This is a genomic window from Alicyclobacillus fodiniaquatilis (assembly GCF_042678105.1).
Lineage (GTDB): Bacteria > Bacillota > Bacilli > Alicyclobacillales > Alicyclobacillaceae > Alicyclobacillus > Alicyclobacillus fodiniaquatilis.
The window spans coordinates 136,513-149,540 of sequence record NZ_JBHUCX010000020.1 but is presented as its reverse complement, the minus strand read 5'-3'; the positions used below and the strand labels follow the sequence as shown (position 1 = coordinate 149,540).

Sequence of the window (13,028 nt, the reverse complement as noted above, 5' to 3'; positions counted from 1 at the left end):
GGCTATACTCGGACCACTTCGACGTCCCCTATCCGCAAGTCGATGAAGATGCGGCAGCGACGGGACGCAGTGGCAAAATTCGCGTCTTGCACTTGAATGAAGCGGCCGGTCCCAGAATTCCTGTCGCCAAATACCACAACGTCTCCCAATGATACGCCTGCTTCCACGGAAACAGGGAGATCTTCTGGCACGAGCACGCGGACATCGCCTATCCATCCACTGATCTCAATTTGGTACGAACCGTCCTCAATGTGCGCTGTGGCCAAATTGATGCGGACATCGCCAATGCCGTTCCACAAATTCATATCGTGTAGCACCCAAGTTGATTTGCCAAGCGATAAATCGCCGATGACCCGCCATTCCATTTTTCGTTGATTTCTATCTTTTTTTCGAGCCACCACTTCAACGGTTTTCACATTGGTGCTGTCTGTATCTTTTTTTTTGCTGTCGTTCTCCTCCGATTCCTCCCACAGTTCCATCTCGTCGTCTTGGTTTGCATTATGCACGGATGGTTCATCCCGACGCTTTCGCCGCCGCGGTACGATGAATGACAAACCAATAAAGATGACGGCTAGTGTGAACAACAAGCTCCAATAGCCTATCTGGTTTAATCCCGGAAATTGCCCCGTGCCTTTCAGTGCGTACACCAGCCCCAGCACGATCATAAACAAGGAACCCCAGGGAATTTTGCGGCGTCTGCCCAATTCGTTTAAACCGAAACAGCCGAAGATCACCAGCAACAGCGGCCACAATACAGCGCCGGAAGTCCACGAGATGCTGACGGGCATCAGATTCATTTGGATGAGCAAGTACACAATTCCGATGATGACAACTAGGCTGCCAATCGCAGCATTACGGCCCATTTTCTATCGCCTCTTTAAAATGTTTGTGGATTCATGCTACCTGCTCTCTTGATGAATGACAACCACATAGAGTTGCAGCCGGGATCAGACTTTAGTCGGAGATGAGCGGGTACTTGACGGCCGATTCTGTATGCGTTTCATTCCGGTATGATATGGGAGAATGATTTGATCATCAGGCGGAGGCGTTTTTGTGTTTAGGAATCGACACTTTGTGACACTGTTGACAGGACAACTGGTTTCAACGTTCGGCAACAATCTGTTTGGCATTGCTCTACCTTGGTTTGTGTACAGCGTCACTGCATCAAAAGCAGATCTGTCCTTGATTGGTGTCGCGCAATCATTGCCCAATTTGGCTAGTCTGTTTACCGGCGTTTTTGTGGACCGTTGGTCAAAGCGAAAGACGATGTTGTCAGCTGACTTCATACGCGTTGTACTCTGTGTGGTCTTGATGGCCATCAGCGTTGTCCATGCTTCTTTGTGGCCCATTGTCCTGATTGTGTTTCTCTTGCAATGCGTAGGCAGTTTCTTTGGCCCGGCTGCAGCTGCGTTTGTACCGCTGGTTGTGGCGGAAAAAGACATCCCGACGGCCATGGGTATCGAACAATCCGGTTCTGCGACGGCGCAATTGGTGGGCACCTTGTCTGGCGGTGTGTTGCTGACGCTACTTGGCGCGCCACTGCTCTTTCTCTTTGACGGGTTCTCGTTTCTCGTTTCTACGGTCAGTTTGTTGCTGATTCGCGTCAAAGAATATCCCGCAAAAAGTGTGGAGATTCATGAAAAACGGTCATTTTTCCGCGAGTTCATCGGTGGGATTGTCATGTTTCAGAAGTCTCGTTTTCTGTTGTTGACACTTGTGGCAGCGCTGGTCGTCAATTTTGCGACCGCGCCGTTTGATCTTGTGCTCACCGCCTGGGTGAAGGGGCCAATGCACGGTTCACCGATACAGCTTGGCATCGTCAATGCAGCATTTTTCATCGGCGTCATTTTAGGCGGATTGGTCCTCGGACGCATCATCAAGTCGATCTCGCTGCGTCATTTATTCCTGTTCAGCCTTGTGATTGCGGGGATATGCGTCATGGGCATGGGCTTGTTTGCGAGTGTGATTTGGGACGCTTGTCTCACAGTGTGCATTGGTTTTGTAATTGGTTCCCTCAATGGCGGCTTTTCCTCGGTCGTCATCCAATCTATACCTGCGTCTCTACGCGGGCGGGCTTTCGGCGCCATCGGTGCATTGTTTTCCATGATGATGCCTGTGGGCATGGCCATAGCAGGCTTTGTCATGACACATACGACGTTGACGACGGTGTTTTGCGGCATGGGGGCGATGAGCATTCTCTCCGGACTGACGTTTTGTCTGCCAATTCGCGAAGATCTTCAAGCTGCATTCGCACCTGTCGAACACATGCCGTCACAAGTGGAAGGTTGATTGCTGTACGGATCAGCTAAAACAGTCGGACTAGATATATCAGTTCAACTCAAAGTGTCGTTAGCAATTGAACTTGCCAATTAAACACTGTGTTTGTTCCCTCTTTGATATTCTAGTTACTGGTATCATTTAAAATACAGTAAGACAAAAGCCGCTTAAGGCGGCTTATCTGTATTCGTTGGCCTCTTTCGTGATCGCGCTTAATGAATAGCAAGTTGGGTGAATCAATTACATCATTTATAGCACTATGTTGCCCGTCACTGAACATATCAGCAGTTGCTTGAGGGCATCACTAGAGATTTTTGGTTTCAATTCTTACTCAAATCGTTACTACCTTTTGAGTTTTGCTTGCCATTCCATTCCTAGCAGGAAGAAAATTGACGGAATGATTGAAGATATGAATAGAAGTGGAGCGCCAAGCCAAAAGTTTGGATCAATCAATTCTATGGACGCTAAGAATGGTGCGTTATACGCAAAATACATACCCAGCAGGTTAATATCATTTGTCGACGTATTCACTATTTCAACTGCGCAGAGGATACCAATAACAAAGGGTAATAGCACAGAACACGTGTTTTTGACTGGAGACGCCTTTGCTTTCAAAATGTATCTTCCAGTAAAGATGAAAGATATCATAACAATAAATGACAATGGAATCATGATTAAAAGTTGCCATTTGGAATGTTGATTGTATCTGAAAAAATAGTTAGGGATTAGATAGATGATATACGTAGCAATCACAATCAACACATATGCGAAAAGTGAGGTTACATTGTTTCGCCTCAAATATCCTGCCCCCCTATGGAAAAACGTACAGTGATAAATTCTGTATCTTCTTGAATTAACCTGCTCCTGATGAATGTAACCGTTAATGTAGTAAGTTACTCCCCGGTTTACCATTGAGACTTGGGGACAACATGCATTTCACACCAATTTATGTTGATAACCCCAATGCAAGGTCTCTACGGGGCATAATATAACTCTATTTCCCAGTTCATTTTCCGTGATCAACGATTGCTTTACATAAAATTAAGTATATGTTCACAAGCTATTAAATTTATTGAAATAAAATTCAGATAGATTCGTGTATAATGAATTTTATATCGAAATATGTCGAACAATGTCTAAAAACATAGTGCATTTGGGAGTGGAACAGAATGAAAACGCAATTCAGTAAATGGTTAGAAGAAAAAGAAATACAACCAATGGAGTTTGCAAAACGATACGGAATCGAATTGGAAATTTTAAACCAACTCATTTCCGACACAAATGCAGAAATCACACATGATGCACGTAATAAATTACGCAAAGCCATACGAGAAATCGAACCGACAGCGAACACATATGATTTTTGGAGTGTATCCTCAACCAATACCGTTCAGAACCCTTTTTATGATGTTTCGTGACCAACTCCCCATGCCTAAAGGCAGGGGCTTCTCAGAACACGCATGGCGCAACCCGCCTACGTTATGTCCTGAAGGCTCAGTCCAAGCCAACCAGTAACGCTATATTGCACGCTTCAAAATGTTTTTTGCGGCGTTGATATCTCTGTCCTGAACGTATCCGCAGTGTTCGCAATGATGGGTACGTTCGGAGAGCTTCTTCGGTACCATTTCACCGCAGTTTGAGCAAAGTTGACTTGTGTTCTTGGGATCAACCAGCACAACACCACGACCAGCTTCTTCCGCTTTGTACGCGGTGAATTTGACGAGTTGATTCCAAGACGCATCAACGATGCTCTTTGCCAGATGGTGATTCTTGACCATGCCCTGCGTGTTCAAGTTCTCGAATGCGATCAGACCATACTTGTTCACCAATTTCCTAGACACTTTGTGCGCGTAATCCTTGCGTTGATTCGCAATGTATTCATGTAGCATACCACTATGTCATCTAACGTTTAGTTGATCGTTAAAAGACATTTCGCCTAACGGCGAGCGCCTTATGTCCCCATAGCTAAAGCAATGGGGTTTACGGAGCTTCTGATAAAAAGCGGAATACACTTCAATCAAATCCCATCGAAACATAGAATTAGCGCTAAACTGTGTCTTCTAAGCGTATGTAGTTTTTATGACGATGAATGTTGAACTCCGATATACCACGTTCGTCATACGGCACATGCTCCTTGAACATTCGCACGCGAATGTTCAAGAAGATCTACGCAAGACGCAAGAGTAATATCGTCGTGTTTGTTTCACGTTCTTAAACGAAGGTCAGCAAATCGAATCATACCACCTGAATAATTCAGGAATTACAGTGCGATTGTTCGAGCGTTCGTGACCGTTTTAGAGGTCGTCTCTTGCTCTGACCGAAACAAATGGGTTTCACATGCTACTCGCATTTCTTGAAGCGGTGGTATTGTCATTCATCCACCTCCCTTTGCTTAATTTTCAGATATATTATAAAAGATCCGTCAGTCCCACAATGAAACCGCAAGTGAATCAACCTACCGTGTCACTACACAGCCGGGGCAATCCACGTCGTCCTTATCGTAGTTGGTGTGACATTCCATGCAGTGGTTCTCGTCTTCATCATAGCTGGTATGACACTCCATGCAATGATTCTCGTCCTTGTCGTAATTGGTGTGACATTCCGTACAATGATTTTCGCTCTCATCGTAGTTAGTATGACATTCCATGCAATGATTCTCGTCCTTGTCGTAATTGGTGTGACATTCCGTACAATGATTTTCGCTCTCATCGTAGTTAGTATGACACTCCATGCAATGATTCTCGTCCTTGTCGTAATTGGTGTGACATTCCGTACAATGATTTTCGCTCTCATCGTAGTTGGTATGGCACGCCATGCAGTGATGCTCATCAATATCGTAGTTGGTGTGACACTCCGCACAATGGTTCTCGCTCTCATCGTAGTTGGCATGACACTCCATGCAATGATTCTCGTCCTTATCGTAGTTGGCATGACACTCCGCACAATGGTTCTCGCTCTCATCGTAGTTGGCATGACACTCCATGCAATGATTCTCGTCCTTATCGTAGTTGGCATGACACTCCGCACAATGGTTCTCGCTCTCATCGTAGTTGGCATGACATTCCATGCAGTGATGCTCATCAATATCGTAGTTGGTGTGACACTCCGCACAATGGTTCTCGCCCTTATCATAGTTGGCCTGATGCTTCGTACGCTTCCTCTCATCTTTGTTGTAGCTGGAGTCACGTTCTAGGTGATGGCGGTCGCATTCGTCATCCATCGTCTTTGGTTCGAGGTCAGAATTGGTTAAGTCCGCATCATTCCTCGGCGGCGTCGCCGCAGTACGCGTCTTCCCGTACCACAGAGCTCGGAATCCCTTGGAGCGGATTCGCGTTGGAATTTCTTTGACACGGTTGCGGACCTGGTCAACCAATGCGTCACGCATCCCCTCCATAATTTCCGTACGAAGATCCGCAACCAGTTGGGTACGGAAAGTCTCCATGCGTTGGCCTGCTTGGAGGTCCGGGCTGATATTTGCGGGGGATGCTTCTGCGTGCGTGACTTCCCCGGTTTGCATCTCATTCACTTCCCCGGTGTGCGACGATTCTTCAGCGGCCTTCAATGGTGGATTCGCACCGAGTAGCGTGTCGATGGATATGCCAAAACACGCCGACATCGCAGGCAGTAGCGTAATGTCCGGCGCCGCCAATCCATTCTCCCACTTCGATACTGCCTGCGCGGAAACCCCAAGCTGATCCCCAAGTTCTTGCTGTGTCATTCCCAGGTGTAAGCGAAACTGTTTTACGCGTTCACCCAACGCGTTTAGATCCAGCATGTCTTTCTCCCCTTCATTCGAGTTTGAGGTTATTTGCTAGGAGCATGACACAGACAAATTCCATCGAGCAATCGACCAGTGGTTGAATGCCTGATCGTGCGACACATCTCGTCTTCTCAACCACAGGTTTATAAACACTCTACCATTGGTTGAGTTGATGCGGCATAATATTCCCTGTTCTTCTGTTGCTTTTAAATTTATTGGACATTATGGTAATTGTTATCCCTTTATCCCTACACTGCAGGGACTTCTTTGGAACCTGCATTCAGAGTCATAAGACCAATTTCGCGACAACTTCACCATTCTTTATTGCACCTGTTTCCACAAAGCCGAAGCTTTTGTATCGTTTTCTCGCTCTATTGTTCTCCGGATTATAGGAAAGGTAAACTGTTGATGCTTCCCCTTGTGGGGATCTCCTAAACATCTCAATTGCTCTTATCAACGCCGCCTTACCATATCCCTTTCCTTGAAAGCGCTTATCAATCATAAATCGACATATCCCATAGCAGAATTCGTCACCATCATCGTGTTATCATTATAGATAGCATATGTCATTGGCGGTAGTTCATCATTTAGCAAAGCGACATATGACTCTGCATTACTGTAGATGTTGTCTGCAATAAAATCATCTTATTCTTCCGTAACTCGCAGTCCGATGCATTCTTCCCAGTTGTCCCATGTAATTTCGCAAAAATCTATCATAAATATAGCCTCCTAGGGTGCATTTTCGCTTATTTCTTTAAGTCTCAGATTTCGCTTCATTATAGAAATGCTGCCCCATTTCATCCCATATCGCTCAAGTATTTGTTTACACAGGCGATTTGCGAATCAGTTTGCGAGATCGAGCGTCAACCAATTCAAAACTGGCCCTCTTGTGAACCCGGACTTCTCAGCGAGGTTCTTCATCGCCTCATTGTCTTCTTCTGTCCATAAAATGAGTGTTCGGAAATTCCTCTTACAAGCTTCTTGCATTGCAGCAGTCAACATCGCGCCACCGAGTCCTTTACGTCGATGCGCCCCGTCGACTTTGATATATTCCAGGTCGGCAACACCAGCCTCCATAAGTGAGCCACACGCAGGAGCGGGAAACCAAATATCTGCTTCTGCTACCTGTTGACTGTCCCGGCTCATGAGAAGCTCAAAGTCACGTTGGTTCTGCGATTTTGTGGTGAGTGTGTAGTCATATGGACGCTCAGATGCTGTCATTTTGTCCTCGTTGCACCAATACATAACCCACTGTTCGCTTGTTAGCTTGCAATCCGCTTGGTTGAATGGAGTCAGCAAGTGGGTCCAACAATCTGCAATACCCTGCCATCCGGGAGCGAACGGGTTGCGCGTTGATTGGAGCAACGATCGATTTTCTTCGCGTAGAAGTGAAATGACCTCATTGATAAATTCTAGGACGTGTGCCTGATATTCCTCTAGCCCTACCATCCAAAACATGGCGGCTGGAGATGATGTATCATCCGGTAAAAGAAGTTGTACCGCTGCGACAACCGTTTCATTCGTCTTTGCAACAAAACAAGGAGTGCGATATGAATCTGGAACAGTTTCCGGATACCACAGTCTGTGATAATGCATGGGATCTCGGATGATGGATATGATTTCGTCATGACTTGGAATAATGAACGGAGGAATCATTGCCAGGTGTTGTCGGATTAACACTGCAACTTGCGGGGTATCTTCATTTGTCAATTCGCTGAGCACAATTGCCACATCCCCTTTCAATTCTTCCAGATGAGTTCCAATGGTTGAGCATATCGTAGTGCTTCCTCTGTTTGTTACCTTGAACAAAAAAATCCTGTACAAAATGCTCTGTACAGGATTCTACCATGCGCTGGTTCGACATCTCTCCCAGCCTATTCAACAATTTGGCAAGAATATCTGGTAATAATCAACATCTTGCCACTTGTCGAACTTATACCCTACTTCCTTGAGGCGTCCGACAAATTCAAAGCCCAGTTTGGTGTGTAACCGCACACTTGTCTCATTTCCGCTCGTGATGCTGGCAATGACCACGTGATGATGCAAGGCAACTGCCCGCTGCAACAGTTCCTGCATCAGTGCTTTGCCAATCCCCCTGCCGTGTGCCTGTTCATCTATGTAAACAGAAGATTCCACTGTTCGCGCATACGCTTCTTTTTCACGGAAGCGAGACAAGGAAGCATATCCTCTGATTTCGCCATTTTCTTCCGCCACAATCAGCGGGTATTGTCCGCCGTAATGATGGAACCATTCTGTTCGTGCTGCCAGCGTCTGTACTTCAATGTCGAAAGTGGCCGTGGTCGTTAGAATCGCTTGGTTGTATATCCGCAAAAGATCCGGCAAATCTGTGATTTGCGCATCACGAATGTTTATCAAGGCCCAAATCCCCTCCGTAGCGTATCCATGCGTGATACGCATCACTCTGATTCGGAGCGTATATGCTGACAAGCAAAAAAGCAACTACATTTCCTAGGCGATTTTTTACATGTCTCCAACAGGAGGATATTCACTATAAAATAACCCGCCCCAATTGTCGGGGCGGGTTTTAGATGGAAAAGTCTGGTGCGTTTATCCGCGCTTTAGCCCTTGATGCCAGAAAACGTGATTCCTTCGATGAAACGTTTTTGTACGAAAAAGTAAATGGCGATGATGGGAATCGTCGTGAGCAGCGCGACAACCATCAATTCCTGCATCATCACTGTGTGCTGTGTCTGAAACTGCTGCATGCCAATGGAGATGGTGTACTGGCTGTTTTTGTTCAGATAAATCAGCGGTCCCATAAAGTCCCCCCACGAGGCCATGAACTGAAATAATCCGACGGTCAAGACGCCAGGCATCGAAAGTGGCAACATGATTCGGAAAAAGATGCCGTACTCACTCAAGCCGTCAATTCGGCCGGCATCTTCGAGATCTGTCGGCAGACCTAAATAGAATTGGCGCAAGAGAAAGATCATAAATGGACTCCCCAGGAAGTTGCCGAGAATCAGTGGCCATGGTGTGCCGACCAACCCGACTTTTGTCCACTCCACATAGAGGGGAATCATGGTCACGGTGGCCGGTAGCATCATGACGGCAATCGTCAAACCAAACAGCCATTTTTGCCCAAACCACTGAATGCGCGCCAAACTGTATGCGACCATCGGATTGACCAACATGGCGCCAAGCGTGGACAACCCAGTGATATAAAACGTGTTCCACAGATAGTGTGGAAACGGAATATCTCTAACGGCGTTGAGCCAATTTTTCCATACGAACGGATGCGGAATCCATACCGGTGGCGACGCCGACAATTGGGCATCCGGTTTGAGTGAAGTCGAGATCATCCAGACAAACGGAAAGATACTGAATATCGCAATGATGATGACCGCGATATATCCAACAATTTTAGCGGGTCTGATCGTCATGGAAGTTCCCCCTATCGTTCCTTTTTGCCTTGGTAGAACACCCAGCGCGCTTGGCTGCGGAAAATGATCAGGGTGATGAGCATGATGACAATAAACATGATCCAAGCTTGAGCAGATGCGTACCCCATCTTGAGATAGGAAAAGGCGGTGTTGTACTGGTACATGCCGAAAAACATCAAAGAATCGTTCGGATTGCCGTTGCCGCCGCTGACCAAGAAAGGCAAGTTGAACTGCTGGAACGCGCCGATGATCCCCATGATGAGTTGAAAGAAAATCACGGGTGTCAGGAGTGGCAAGGTCACATATTTCGCTTTATACCATAGACCAGCGCCGTCCACGTCTGCCGCATCGTACAATTCCTTGGGCACGTCTTTTAAACCAGCGAGATAAATCACGGTCGATCCGCCAACGCCAGTCCACAAACTGACGAGCACCAGGGCTGGCATCGCCCAGGTTTCGCTCGAAAACCAACCGGGACCGTGGATGCCAAACAATTCTAAAAACCAGTTGACGACGCCGATTTCCGGATTTAGTAGCCAGTTCCAGATGATCATGATGGCAATGACTGGAACCAGACTTGGCACAAATACAGCGGTGCGAAACAACGCCTGTCCTTTAAATTTGACGTTCAACAGCATGGACACTAAAACGCCGAGAATGATGGAAAGTGGCACATAGACCACAGTGTAATAGAAAGTCACCCGCATGCTTTTTAAGAATGTGGGATCCAGAAACAGCGCCTTGTAGTTTTGGAGGCCGATGAAATTGCCGGGTTTCAGGATACTGTAATCTGTCAAACTGAAATATAGTGAAGCGATGATCGGGACGATAAACAAGAAAAGCAAACCGACCATCCAGGGAAGTGAAAATAAAAAACCAGCTGTCTGTTGTTGGCGGCGCAATGGATTGCTGCTTTTGCGACGTTTGCTTTTCTTAGTGACATTACTTTGTGTAGTTGCATTTGATAGCGACATGTGCCCTGCCTCCCTCATGTGCTTTTTGCAGCAGATAGAACTGTGCTGTGGTTGGCATCGAAGCGCTGTTTCACATGTTGTTGCTATTGTTGTTGCGCATTGAATTTGTTGTCGATGGCCTCCAACACAGATTTTGGATTGGCGGACTGATCATTCGTCACATTGCTTTGCGCCTGCAACAGGTCATCCCACAGTTCGCCGCCAAAAGGTGTGACAGGGCGCGTGTGGGTTTCAGGGAGCAGTTTTGCCGCCAGTTTATCTACCGTCTGATTGACAATGATGTCACCTGGCTTCCCCAGATTTTTAACCATGGAGATGAGCGGCGGATACTCAGTGCTCACCTTGTTGAATTCCATCTCTTGCTTGGGTTGATTCAACCACTTCATAAATTCAAACGCCGCTTTTGGATGCTTTGATCCTGTAGGAACAGCCCAGGAAATGCCCCCTGACCAGGTTGTCCCTTTGCCGTCGACGGTTGGAATGGGCTCGACACCGTATTTCAGATTGGGCGCCTGTTGCCGCAAGGTCGCGATGGCAAATTCTCCGTTAATCTCCATCGCCAGCTTGCCGGCATTGAACGGATCGATACTTTGCGGAACTGAACTGACAAACGCGTTGAGGCGTGAAATGCCGTATTTTTTGGCAAACTGCTGCTGCCAGACAAATGATTGCACCCCTTTTGGACAAGCCAAGTTCAGTTTCCCGGACTTGTTGACAAAGTTTGCGCCAAATGCCCATGCCCAGGTGTAATAGCTTGCACCTTGGCTCTCCCAGGGAACGAAGCCAGCTTGTGTGATGTTTCCCTGCTGATTGACTTTGGTCAGCTTAGCCGCGTCTTTGTCCAGTTGCGCGATGGTTTTTGGCGGATCGTTCGGGTTGAGACCAGCCTTTTGGAAGAGTGTCTTATTCCAAAATAAAAAGCGAACATCTGTATACCAGGGCATGGCGTACAAGTCGCCGTTGTAACTGTTGGAATCCCACACGGCAGGGATATACTGTGATTTTTTCACACCATCCGCTTTCGCGTATGGAGCGAGATCGACCAATGCGCCTTTGGAGGCGTATTCAGGAATGGTCAAACTGTCGACTTCGGCCACGTCAGGCGGGTTTCCTCCGGCGATGGCGGCAATCAGTTTTTGCGCATTTTGGCCATTTGAGGCCACATACGTGGCATTGACATGAATATTTTTGTGGGTCTCATTAAACTCTTTGACCAATTTCAATGTTTCGTCGCCCGTGGCGGATCCTTCTACATACCACGCAGTCAGTTGGATGACATGGTTGGCAGATGATGATGTTTGCTCGGAACCACATCCACTGATCAGGCTTAAAAGACCGACGGTACAAAGTGGGACAGAAATCGCTTTCTTGTTCATGATTACACCCCCATCAAATTGATGAATTGATGAGTCTACAATTTCTTGTTTCGGAAATTTCTATAAACGAAATAATGGTAATGCCTATGCACAGTTGAGCGTTACACAAGGCTGATTGCGCCCTCTAACCAATGGATTCGGTACGGAAAAGGTATTTAGAAGGAAGTCGTGCTGCAAAGTGTGAGGAGATTGCTTCAAAGAAGAAATGGATTTGCCAATTGTGGTGTTCAGTGTAAACAAAGATGTGTTCCCGTGACCATATTGGTTGAGGGATACATAAGCCACAATATTGAATTGTCAAAATCCAGGTCGATTTTACCAGTCTTACTTTGATTGCGCCTAAACAGTTGTATGTTTGAAATTTGTTATATATTATACGCCCCACTTTCTCATTTGTCTAGTTTATAAACAAAATTCAGCATGAAAACATATGAAATATTATGTGTTTTCATGCTTTGATTTTCGTGCGTAAAAAACCGGGCACACGAATGACCGTGTGTCCGGATCCATCACGCATGGCGGTCTATCAACGGAATACATCTGTACTGTTTTGGTACGCCACATCTTTTCGCACATGTCTTGCATTGACCGCGCGAGCAAGGACGAAAAGCAGGTCGGATAGACGGTTTAAATATTTTAGCGTCGGCGTGTGGATTTCCTCCACCTGCATCAATGCCACCGTTCGTCGCTCTGCTCGACGCACAACTGTACAGGCGACGTGCAGGTGGGCTGCGCCAAGCGTTCCGCCACGCAGTACGAACTTCTGTATTTTATCAGCTTCCGCTTGGAACTGATCAATCCAAGGTTCTAATTCAGCCGCAGCTTCTTCTTTTGTGCGAAAGGTATATTTTTCGTCGTTGATGGCTGCCAGATCCGCCCCGACATCCCACAAGGTCTGTTGGATTGTGGTTAAGACATCGACGATGTCGGTCTGCCCTTCCTGTTCCAGATAGCTGCTGGCAAGACCAATTACTGCACCAGCTTCATCAACCGTGCCATAGGCCTCCACCCTTTTGTCATTCTTATATCGCCGTATTCCGCCAATGAGCGCGGTCTGTCCTTTGTCTCCGCCTCGTGTGTACATACGCATATGATGTGCTCCTTTTGTTTGCATTTTGTAAAATGACGATGTGCAGATGTGCAATGGATACTTAAATCTTAGCAAATAAACTTGTGATCCCATATACCAAGTGAAAGATAGATATCATTTGCTGCTTGCGCGTGAGTCTGCAATACT

The 13,028-nt window shown here is 46.7% G+C and carries 11 protein-coding genes and 1 pseudogene; 2 read left to right on the top strand and 10 right to left on the bottom strand.

Features of this window, described 5'->3' with window-relative positions; all coding sequences use genetic code 11:
- Positions 1-2: 2 nt before the first annotated feature.
- On the bottom strand, positions 3-863 hold the full coding sequence (gene liaF, locus ACFSB2_RS07100) for a cell wall-active antibiotics response protein LiaF (RefSeq protein ID WP_377942338.1): 861 nt from the start codon (positions 861-863) through the stop codon (positions 3-5).
- A 190-nt stretch (positions 864-1,053) separates the two neighbouring features.
- Here liaF and ACFSB2_RS07095 point away from each other — a divergent pair, with 190 nt between their 5' ends.
- On the top strand, positions 1,054-2,289 hold the full coding sequence (locus ACFSB2_RS07095; RefSeq protein WP_377942337.1) for an MFS transporter: 1,236 nt from the start codon (positions 1,054-1,056) through the stop codon (positions 2,287-2,289).
- Positions 2,290-3,446: 1,157 nt separating this feature from the next.
- Positions 3,447-3,695, top strand: coding sequence for a hypothetical protein (locus tag ACFSB2_RS07090; protein ID WP_377942336.1), 249 nt, complete (start codon positions 3,447-3,449; stop codon positions 3,693-3,695).
- A 99-nt stretch (positions 3,696-3,794) separates the two neighbouring features.
- On the opposite strand, the gene ACFSB2_RS07085 is transcribed toward ACFSB2_RS07090, so the two are convergent.
- The 9 genes and pseudogenes from ACFSB2_RS07085 to ACFSB2_RS07045 all read right to left on the bottom strand — a co-directional run bounded on the left by ACFSB2_RS07085 (position 3,795) and on the right by ACFSB2_RS07045 (position 12,881).
- Entirely contained in the window at positions 3,795-4,166 is a 372-nt protein-coding gene (locus tag ACFSB2_RS07085) for an RNA-guided endonuclease InsQ/TnpB family protein (protein WP_377942335.1), read from the bottom strand.
- A gap of 566 nt (positions 4,167-4,732) precedes the next feature.
- Positions 4,733-6,052: a helix-turn-helix domain-containing protein gene (locus tag ACFSB2_RS07080; protein WP_377942334.1), complete on the bottom strand. Its 1,320-nt coding sequence runs from the start codon at positions 6,050-6,052 to the stop codon at positions 4,733-4,735.
- A 271-nt stretch (positions 6,053-6,323) separates the two neighbouring features.
- Positions 6,324-6,557, bottom strand: a pseudogene (locus tag ACFSB2_RS07075) (GNAT family N-acetyltransferase); the annotation flags it as partial.
- A gap of 323 nt (positions 6,558-6,880) precedes the next feature.
- Positions 6,881-7,759, bottom strand: coding sequence for a GNAT family N-acetyltransferase (locus ACFSB2_RS07070; protein ID WP_377942333.1), 879 nt, complete (start codon positions 7,757-7,759; stop codon positions 6,881-6,883).
- A 156-nt stretch (positions 7,760-7,915) separates the two neighbouring features.
- Complete coding sequence (locus ACFSB2_RS07065) at positions 7,916-8,413, bottom strand: GNAT family N-acetyltransferase (RefSeq protein ID WP_377942332.1); 498 nt, start codon at positions 8,411-8,413, stop codon at positions 7,916-7,918.
- 203 nt (positions 8,414-8,616) lie between these two features.
- Positions 8,617-9,441: a carbohydrate ABC transporter permease gene (locus ACFSB2_RS07060; protein ID WP_377942331.1), complete on the bottom strand. Its 825-nt coding sequence runs from the start codon at positions 9,439-9,441 to the stop codon at positions 8,617-8,619.
- A gap of 11 nt (positions 9,442-9,452) precedes the next feature.
- Entirely contained in the window at positions 9,453-10,415 is a 963-nt protein-coding gene (locus tag ACFSB2_RS07055; protein ID WP_377942330.1) for a carbohydrate ABC transporter permease, read from the bottom strand.
- Between the two features lie 83 nt (positions 10,416-10,498).
- Positions 10,499-11,791 carry an ABC transporter substrate-binding protein gene (locus tag ACFSB2_RS07050; protein WP_377942329.1) on the bottom strand — a complete coding sequence of 431 codons (1,293 nt, stop codon included), beginning with the start codon at positions 11,789-11,791 and terminating at the stop codon, positions 10,499-10,501.
- Positions 11,792-12,317: 526 nt separating this feature from the next.
- On the bottom strand, positions 12,318-12,881 hold the full coding sequence (locus ACFSB2_RS07045) for a cob(I)yrinic acid a,c-diamide adenosyltransferase (RefSeq protein WP_377942328.1): 564 nt from the start codon (positions 12,879-12,881) through the stop codon (positions 12,318-12,320).
- Between the last annotated feature and the right edge of the window lie 147 nt (positions 12,882-13,028).

Bases quoted from the DNA above. Each gene is read 5' to 3' on its own strand.
- ACFSB2_RS07055 (WP_377942330.1), bottom strand. From the start codon at position 10,415: ATGTCGCTATCAAATGCAACTACACAAAGTAATGTCACTAAGAAAAGC.
- ACFSB2_RS07060 (WP_377942331.1), bottom strand. From the start codon at position 9,441: ATGACGATCAGACCCGCTAAAATTGTTGGATATATCGCGGTCATCATC.
- ACFSB2_RS07085 (WP_377942335.1), bottom strand. From the start codon at position 4,166: ATGCTACATGAATACATTGCGAATCAACGCAAGGATTACGCGCACAAA.
- ACFSB2_RS07050 (WP_377942329.1), bottom strand. From the start codon at position 11,791: ATGAACAAGAAAGCGATTTCTGTCCCACTTTGTACCGTCGGTCTTTTA.
- liaF (WP_377942338.1), bottom strand. From the start codon at position 863: ATGGGCCGTAATGCTGCGATTGGCAGCCTAGTTGTCATCATCGGAATT.
- ACFSB2_RS07045 (WP_377942328.1), bottom strand. From the start codon at position 12,881: ATGCGTATGTACACACGAGGCGGAGACAAAGGACAGACCGCGCTCATT.
- ACFSB2_RS07090 (WP_377942336.1), top strand. From the start codon at position 3,447: ATGAAAACGCAATTCAGTAAATGGTTAGAAGAAAAAGAAATACAACCA.
- ACFSB2_RS07080 (WP_377942334.1), bottom strand. From the start codon at position 6,052: ATGCTGGATCTAAACGCGTTGGGTGAACGCGTAAAACAGTTTCGCTTA.